Origin of the sequence: Microcoleus sp. Pol11C3, assembly GCF_036701485.1 — a bacterium.
Taxonomy (GTDB): Bacteria; Cyanobacteriota; Cyanobacteriia; order Cyanobacteriales; family Microcoleaceae; genus Microcoleus.
This window is the reverse complement of record NZ_JAUBQW010000215.1, coordinates 1-6496: the sequence shown is the minus strand read 5'-3', so window position 1 is coordinate 6496 and position 6496 is coordinate 1. Positions and strand designations below refer to the sequence as shown.

7 protein-coding genes are annotated in these 6496 nt (G+C 44.4%); 6 read left to right on the top strand and 1 reads right to left on the bottom strand.

The annotated features are described in order from the left end of the window. Window positions 1-156 precede the first annotated feature (156 nt). From QUA40_RS27085 to QUA40_RS27075, 3 genes are all read left to right on the top strand, one after another. Window positions 157-927: a cysteine hydrolase family protein gene (locus QUA40_RS27085; protein ID WP_333131609.1), complete on the top strand. Its 771-nt coding sequence runs from the start codon at window positions 157-159 to the stop codon at window positions 925-927. 229 nt (window positions 928-1156) lie between these two features. Then, the gene (locus QUA40_RS27080) at window positions 1157-1594 is read left to right on the top strand and encodes a cupin domain-containing protein (protein WP_445301204.1); all 438 of its coding nucleotides are present in this window, start codon (window positions 1157-1159) and stop codon (window positions 1592-1594) included. A gap of 104 nt (window positions 1595-1698) precedes the next feature. Then, on the top strand, window positions 1699-2046 hold the full coding sequence (locus QUA40_RS27075) for a DUF952 domain-containing protein (RefSeq protein WP_333131605.1): 348 nt from the start codon (window positions 1699-1701) through the stop codon (window positions 2044-2046). Between the two features lie 136 nt (window positions 2047-2182). On the opposite strand, the gene QUA40_RS27070 is transcribed toward QUA40_RS27075, so the two are convergent. Further along, window positions 2183-3433 (bottom strand): CCA tRNA nucleotidyltransferase, encoded by a 1251-nt coding sequence (locus QUA40_RS27070; protein WP_333131603.1) that lies wholly within the window; start codon window positions 3431-3433, stop codon window positions 2183-2185. Between the two features lie 108 nt (window positions 3434-3541). Here QUA40_RS27070 and QUA40_RS27065 point away from each other — a divergent pair, with 108 nt between their 5' ends. From QUA40_RS27065 to tsaB, 3 genes are all read left to right on the top strand, one after another. Further along, window positions 3542-3790, top strand: a complete 249-nt coding sequence (locus QUA40_RS27065) for a Ycf34 family protein (RefSeq protein ID WP_332955532.1) — start codon at window positions 3542-3544, stop codon at window positions 3788-3790. A gap of 127 nt (window positions 3791-3917) precedes the next feature. After that, complete coding sequence (locus QUA40_RS27060; protein WP_333131601.1) at window positions 3918-5630, top strand: serine/threonine-protein kinase; 1713 nt, start codon at window positions 3918-3920, stop codon at window positions 5628-5630. 2 nt (window positions 5631-5632) lie between these two features. Further along, window positions 5633-6292: a tRNA (adenosine(37)-N6)-threonylcarbamoyltransferase complex dimerization subunit type 1 TsaB gene (tsaB, locus tag QUA40_RS27055; protein ID WP_333131599.1), complete on the top strand. Its 660-nt coding sequence runs from the start codon at window positions 5633-5635 to the stop codon at window positions 6290-6292. The last annotated feature ends 204 nt before the right edge of the window (window positions 6293-6496 follow it).

Sequence of the window (6496 nt, the reverse complement as noted above, 5' to 3'; positions counted from 1 at the left end):
TGTTCGTAATTCATATTATTAAGCTAATTTTTTATTTTATTTTACCAAAGCGATCGCACTTTCGCAAGAGGTCTATTATAGTAAAGATTTAAGATCGGACAAGTTAGTAACAAACAAATAGTTATAAGATTGAAAGTGTTTTTGAGTCACAATCATATGAATCCTGATTCTCTCCGTACCTTGGGCGTACCACCGAATGCTTGGAAAGTTGATGCCAAAATTGCCGATATCACCCGATCGCCGATCGCGCCTCAACCTGTTACCCTGGAAACAGAAACTAAAACCCTGCGTTTGGACTTATCAAAAGCAGCAATGTTGGTGATAGATATGCAAAATGATTTCTGTCATCCCGACGGTTGGCTAGCACATATTGGCGTAGATGTAACGCCCGCCCGAACTCCAATTAATCCTTTAAAAAATTTGCTGCCAAAATTGCGAGCGCACGCAGTACCAATTATTTGGATTAACTGGGGAAACCGCCCCGATTTGCTCAATATTAGTGCAGCTTCCCGTCACGTTTACAATCCCACAGGATCCGGCGTAGGTTTGGGAGATCCGCTGCCAAAAAACAACGCACCTGTACTGATGGCAGGGAGTTGGGCGGCCGCAGTTGTCGATGAATTGGCACCCAAACCGGAGGATATTTGCGTTGATAAATATCGGATGAGCGGCTTTTGGGATACTCCTTTAGATAGTATCTTGCGGAACCTCGGCAGAACTACACTTTTCTTTGGAGGAGTAAACGCCGATCAGTGCGTCATGGCTACACTGCAAGATGCTAATTTCCTCGGTTACGACTGTATTTTGGTCAAAGATTGTACAGCTACGACATCGCCAGATTATTGCTGGCAAGCTACTCTGTATAACGTTAAACAATGTTTTGGCTTTTTGTCTGATTCTCAGGCTATGTTAGAAGCAATTAAATAGTAGTTATTAGGGGAGCATCCCTCTGGAGTGTAAAAATCGTTTTTTAGGAGTGCGAGAGTCACGCCAAGCTTTGCCTATATATCTCGCTTCCTGCTCGGACAGCGAACTCTCCTGTGAAATCAATAAACTTTGGAGGTTGAGCGGCGGACTAAGGACTCTGGATTTACCACTAATGACAGCAGAAACATAACCACTGACAACTAATAATAAAAAAATGACAAACCAGTGCATGATTCCTATTATAAAGTCTCCCAAAGACTACCAAGCATTTCGCATCAGTCCGGGCGATACTAATAGATTAGCTATCGTTTTCGATCCGGTAATAGCTAATGTTTCATTAACAGTTTGCGTGGAGATTTTCGATGTGGGCGGCAAAACTCCTCCCAACCGCCATCAATTGGCAGTAGAAATGTTTTTTGTACTCAAAGGAACAGGGCAAGCAACCTGCGATGGCAAAACAGTTAGTATTCAACCGGGAGATAGTTTGTTAGTGCCTCCAATGGGCACTCACGTAATTGAGAATACGGGCAGTGAACGTTTGTACACTTTGTGCATCATGGTGCCGAATGAGGATTTTGTAGAACTAATTCGCAGCGGCACACCAGTCGAACTCGATGAGGAAGATATGAGAGTTCTCAGGCGATCGGATGTACTCGTATCGTGCTAGTTTTGTAGTAAGGATTTGATTGCCTTAATCTCGTTCCTAGGTAGAGCCTTGGAACATATATCTAGATGCTCTGCCTAGCTTCTTTTTTCCAGGTAAAATAATTTATGAGCGTTATCTTTCACATCACCCGCAGTCAACAGTGGGAACAAGCAAAAAAAGTTCAATTCTATCGCGGAGATACGCTAGATACAGAAGGATTTATCCACTGTTCGACTCTGCCGCAAGTTCTTAAATCTGCTAATAAATTTTTTGTGGGACAAACAGGATTGCTGTTGCTTTCGATTGACTCGGAGAAAGTAGAATCTGAACTTAAGTATGAATTGGCAGCGGGTGAAAATTACCCGCACATTTACGGGCCGCTAAATGTTGATGCTGTGTTGAAAGTTGTTGAGTTTGAAGCGGGTGCCGATGGCAAGTTTGAATTACCGGAAGAATTAAGGGATGTTGTTTAAGATTCTGATTTGGGAGGATTGTCAACAAACTTTTTAGGGCTGGCTAGAAGCCCAACCCCTACTCCCCACGGGAAAGTTAAATTTTGTGGAACGGGCATCTTGCCCGTTCTAATTTCTGCAATATCTCAATTTCAACTTACTGATTAACTAACTCTGCCGCCAATTTCAGCGCATCTTCGCGAGTCGCAATTCTCCCCTCCACCCGCGCTAATTGAATCTCCATTAAAAATTGACCGATGCGCGGACTTCGGGGCAAATTCAAATATTCCATTAAATCGTTCCCACTAACTAATTGTGTGGCATGAGCAATAATATCATCAGCATCAAGATAGCGATTAATTAACAGTGAAATATCCTCAACCGCAACTCCCGCCGCCACGGCCAAAACCGCTAAAACTGGAAATACTATTCCCACATCCCGAAACAAAAAATACTGTTCTCGCAAAGACATTTCCGCGATAGGTTTTGCTTGTAATTGGGGCAAGTATTTCAAAAGCCCGATCGCACTTTTAATCTCCGCATTGCTGTACTTCAAGCGCAGCAACTGCGTTTCAGCAATTGTTGGGTCGGAATCGGCCAAAATAGCCAGCTTCGCGACAGCCAACAAAGGCGTTTTAATTGTATCTCGAATCTGACGCCCGAATTCTTTCCCTAATGCCGAGTAAATTTCTGCTAATTTGTCAGCAGATGCGTCAATTTTTGTCAAAATATTAAAACGGTCGATCGCACTTTCAAACCAAATCGAAAACAAACCATCTTCGCAACCGCGACAAATCCAAGAAACACCGTTAGGATTGCTCAACAAATAACCCAATTCCGTCCGCACCCGTTCCACCGCTACCCGACTCAACAGCGGCGCTAATTCCCGAATCGCAGATTGAGTTTCAGGTTCGATCGCAAAACCCAACTGCGCCGCTTGGCGGTAAGCTCTTAATAACCTCAGCGGATCGTCTTCCAAATTCGATCGCGAAATCATCCGCAGCACACCCAACCGCAAATCAGTTTGACCGTCTAAAGGATCGATGATTTCTCCTGTAAAAGGATTGTAGGCGATCGCATTTATGCGAAAATCCCGGCGCAGCAAATCCCCCTCCAGACTCCCCCCTTCCGCTTGCGCCAAATCCACCGTACCGCCCGCAAACACCACCCGCGCAATTTGGCGTTCCGCATCCAACAAGACAAATCCACCTTTCGTGCGATCGGCTATGTTTCGAGCAGTCTCCACGGCCCGTGTTAGCATAACGAAATCCAAATCAAAATAGTGCGATCGGCGCCCCAGCAGCGCATCCCGCACCGCACCGCCCACCAAATAAGCAGGCGGTGTCAGCAGTTTCAAATCAAACGGCCAAGTATCAGGAGATAATGAAGAGGGCAAATTAATCGGCATCGCAACAAAAATCTACTTTCCTTACAAACAATTAAACTCTTGCTACGCTAGATTAACAGAAAGCTCAAATTTCCCCAATCTTTTTGAAATGCACAGAGGATATCAAGAATGTGTATTTGTATTAACTGCCACTATGTAGACCGCTGCTTCACCTACCACGCCGTAGAAGAACAGCACGAACAGATTCACCTCACCGAAACACCCGATTTTGACCCCGTAGAACCCACCATCAACGTCAACATCCGTCCCCGCCAAGACGAAATTGAAATGGAATGGGATGTAGTTGGGTGTCAGAGTTTCAAGCAAGAGACCGGCAAATGGGCCTCATTGCGGCCAGGCGAACTCGTCCCGACTTAAATCATTAGTTATTTGGCAGTTGGCAGTTGGCAGTTGGCAGTCAACAGTCAACAGTCAACAGTCAACTGTTTTTATTCCCCATTCCCAATTACAAATCTAAAATCTAAAATCTAAAATCTAAAATCAAATGAGCTATTGCTTAAACCCAACTTGTCACAATCCGCAAAACCCAGGTGATGCAGAATTGTGCGAAAGTTGCGGATCAAAATTGTTGTTAACTCTTAACGCAGAAACCCCATCAGCATCTCGCTACCGAACCCTAAAGCCGATCGGGCAAGGAGGCTTTGGCCGAACATTTCTAGCAGTTGATGAAACCAAACCCCTGATTTTTTCGCAGTGCGTAATCAAGCAATTTTTGCAGCAAAACACCGCAGCCGAAAAAGCCGCTCAACTATTTCACCAAGAAGCAGCCCAGCTACAAATCTTGGGCAAACATCCCCAGATTCCCGAATTAATCGCGCATTTTGAACAAGACGGGAGACAGTATTTAGTACAAGAATTTATAGACGGCAAAAACCTAGCCCGAGAATTAGAACAAAAAGGAGCATTCACCGAAACTCAAATTCGGCAAATCCTCAACGATTTATTGCCAGTGCTCCACTTCGTCCACAAATCCAAAGTCATTCACCGCGATATCAAACCAGAAAATATCATTCGCCGCCGGCTATCTCCAACTCCTTTACCCGCCTTAGAAAATTCCTATCAACCCTCTCCTTTCCAAAAAGATATTGTTTTAGTAGACTTTGGTGCAGCTAAGAAAGTAACAGCAACCGGACTGCCACAAACAGGTACAATTATCGGCAGTGCTGCTTATACAGCCCCAGAACAATTGATGGGAAAAGCAGTTTTTGCCAGCGATATCTACAGTTTGGGCGTTACTTGCATTCACTTGCTGACAGAAATTCCTCCCTTCGATTTGTTCGACAGTACAGAGGATTCTTGGGCTTGGCGAAATTATTTGAAGACTGCTGTTAGCGATGATTTCGGCCGCATCCTCGACACCATGCTTCAAAGTGCTACCAATCGGCGCTACAGTTCAGCATCAGCAGTCATTCGGCACTTGAACCCCAAACCGGTGTATTTAGATGCACAGCCTGTGCTAGACGCGCCGGAAACGCCCGCAGAACGGGTGGTTACACCTGCGCCCGGTGTGTCGCTTTTCACTCGCCAACAGCAAGCCGAAATTCAGCAAGCTTTACAAGAGGATCTCGCCCCGTACAATGTTACAATCCAAGTCAGTCAAGCCAAGCAACAGCTCAATATCGTCATCAACAGAACCGAAGATAACCCCGTTTACTATCCGCACTTATCTCAAATAATTGCCACCAGACTCACCGATTTGGAGTTAAATAAAGTTGCAGCCGTGAAGCTGTTGGGAAGACTAAACAATTCTCGCCGCCCGGAGTGGAAGCAAATATTGCAAATCGATCCCAAGATTAAATTGAGAAACAAACTTGTGCGGCTGCAACACAATCAATTACTCAAGAAAATCGCCTCTGTTACTACCCAAGAATTTTGGCGACCGAAGTTAAAAACTCAGGATTTTTGGATAGATGCGCTAATGTTTGCCTTAGTTTGGTTTATTTTTGGCTCTCAAATAGTCATTTTTAATTCGTGGTTTGCGCTAATAGTTACGTCGGGTTTTATGACGGTGAAGCATCAAGTTTCTCAACACAAAGAATTTGCCAATAAAAATTTATTTGCAAGTTTAGTAGTGCTGTTTTTGATGACTGGGGGCATGGGGAATTCCAGGATTTTAAATACGGGAATATTTGGTATTCTTTTGGGTTGCTTAGTTGTGGCTTTGCCGCTGTTTTTTGTTAAGGAAAATTATCAGTAATCGTGAATAGCAATCCCCAAAACGGAACATTAGTTAAAAAATACGGCTTAGCCCTGCACACAGCTAGTCGCGAACTCGGTTTAGCCATCAGCAATTTTGCCGGGGATTCTCGCTGCCAAACTTGGAATTTGGATCGCGATTTAGCAACTCATTTGCATCAATATTTAGTCGAGTTTATTCAGCCGCAAACTTGGGCGGATTTGGCTTTTATTGCTGTGGCGAAGGGGCCCGGAGGTTTCACGGGGACTCGGATGGGTATGGTGACGGCGCGGACTTTGGCTCAACAGTTGGATATTCCTGTTTTTGCGGTTTCAACTTTGGCGGCTGTGGCTTACAATAGCAGTAAAAAATCTATGTCAACTCAGGATATGGCGCTGCAAATGCCTGCACAACGCGGGCAATTGTTTGGGGCGGTTTATTCAGTTAACAGTAATTCTGGTTTAACGGAGTTGTTTCCTGATACGGTGATGACTCCTGAATCTTGGCAGGAAAAGTTGGCAAGTTGGGGAAATTCCTATCAGTTAATTGAAGTGGGCAGCGAGTTGGGTTCGTCGGTTTTTAGTGTGTTGGAATTGGCTTATTTGGAGTGGAAACAAGGAATTCGCCCTGATTGGTCTGATGCTTTGCCTTATTACGGACAACATCCTGTGCAGGGAAAATGAATATTGGGCAGAACTTACGTATTAAGACCAAAGAAACCGGGTTTTTTACCTAGTTTCTGGGTGACAACGAATAATTTTCGTAAAAAACCCGGTTTCTGACTACCCGTCCGTAAGTTTTATGGGGAATTGATACGGAATCCGGTTGTCATAGGTCTGTTATAATTGCTGAAAAAATCGAGCAAAAATAGCCATGCCAAAAAAAGT

Bases quoted from the DNA above. Each gene is read 5' to 3' on its own strand.
- QUA40_RS27080 (WP_445301204.1), top strand. From the start codon at position 1,157: ATGATTCCTATTATAAAGTCTCCCAAAGACTACCAAGCATTTCGCATC.
- QUA40_RS27070 (WP_333131603.1), bottom strand. From the start codon at position 3,433: ATGCCGATTAATTTGCCCTCTTCATTATCTCCTGATACTTGGCCGTTT.
- QUA40_RS27065 (WP_332955532.1), top strand. From the start codon at position 3,542: ATGTGTATTTGTATTAACTGCCACTATGTAGACCGCTGCTTCACCTAC.
- QUA40_RS27085 (WP_333131609.1), top strand. From the start codon at position 157: ATGAATCCTGATTCTCTCCGTACCTTGGGCGTACCACCGAATGCTTGG.
- QUA40_RS27075 (WP_333131605.1), top strand. From the start codon at position 1,699: ATGAGCGTTATCTTTCACATCACCCGCAGTCAACAGTGGGAACAAGCA.
- QUA40_RS27060 (WP_333131601.1), top strand. From the start codon at position 3,918: ATGAGCTATTGCTTAAACCCAACTTGTCACAATCCGCAAAACCCAGGT.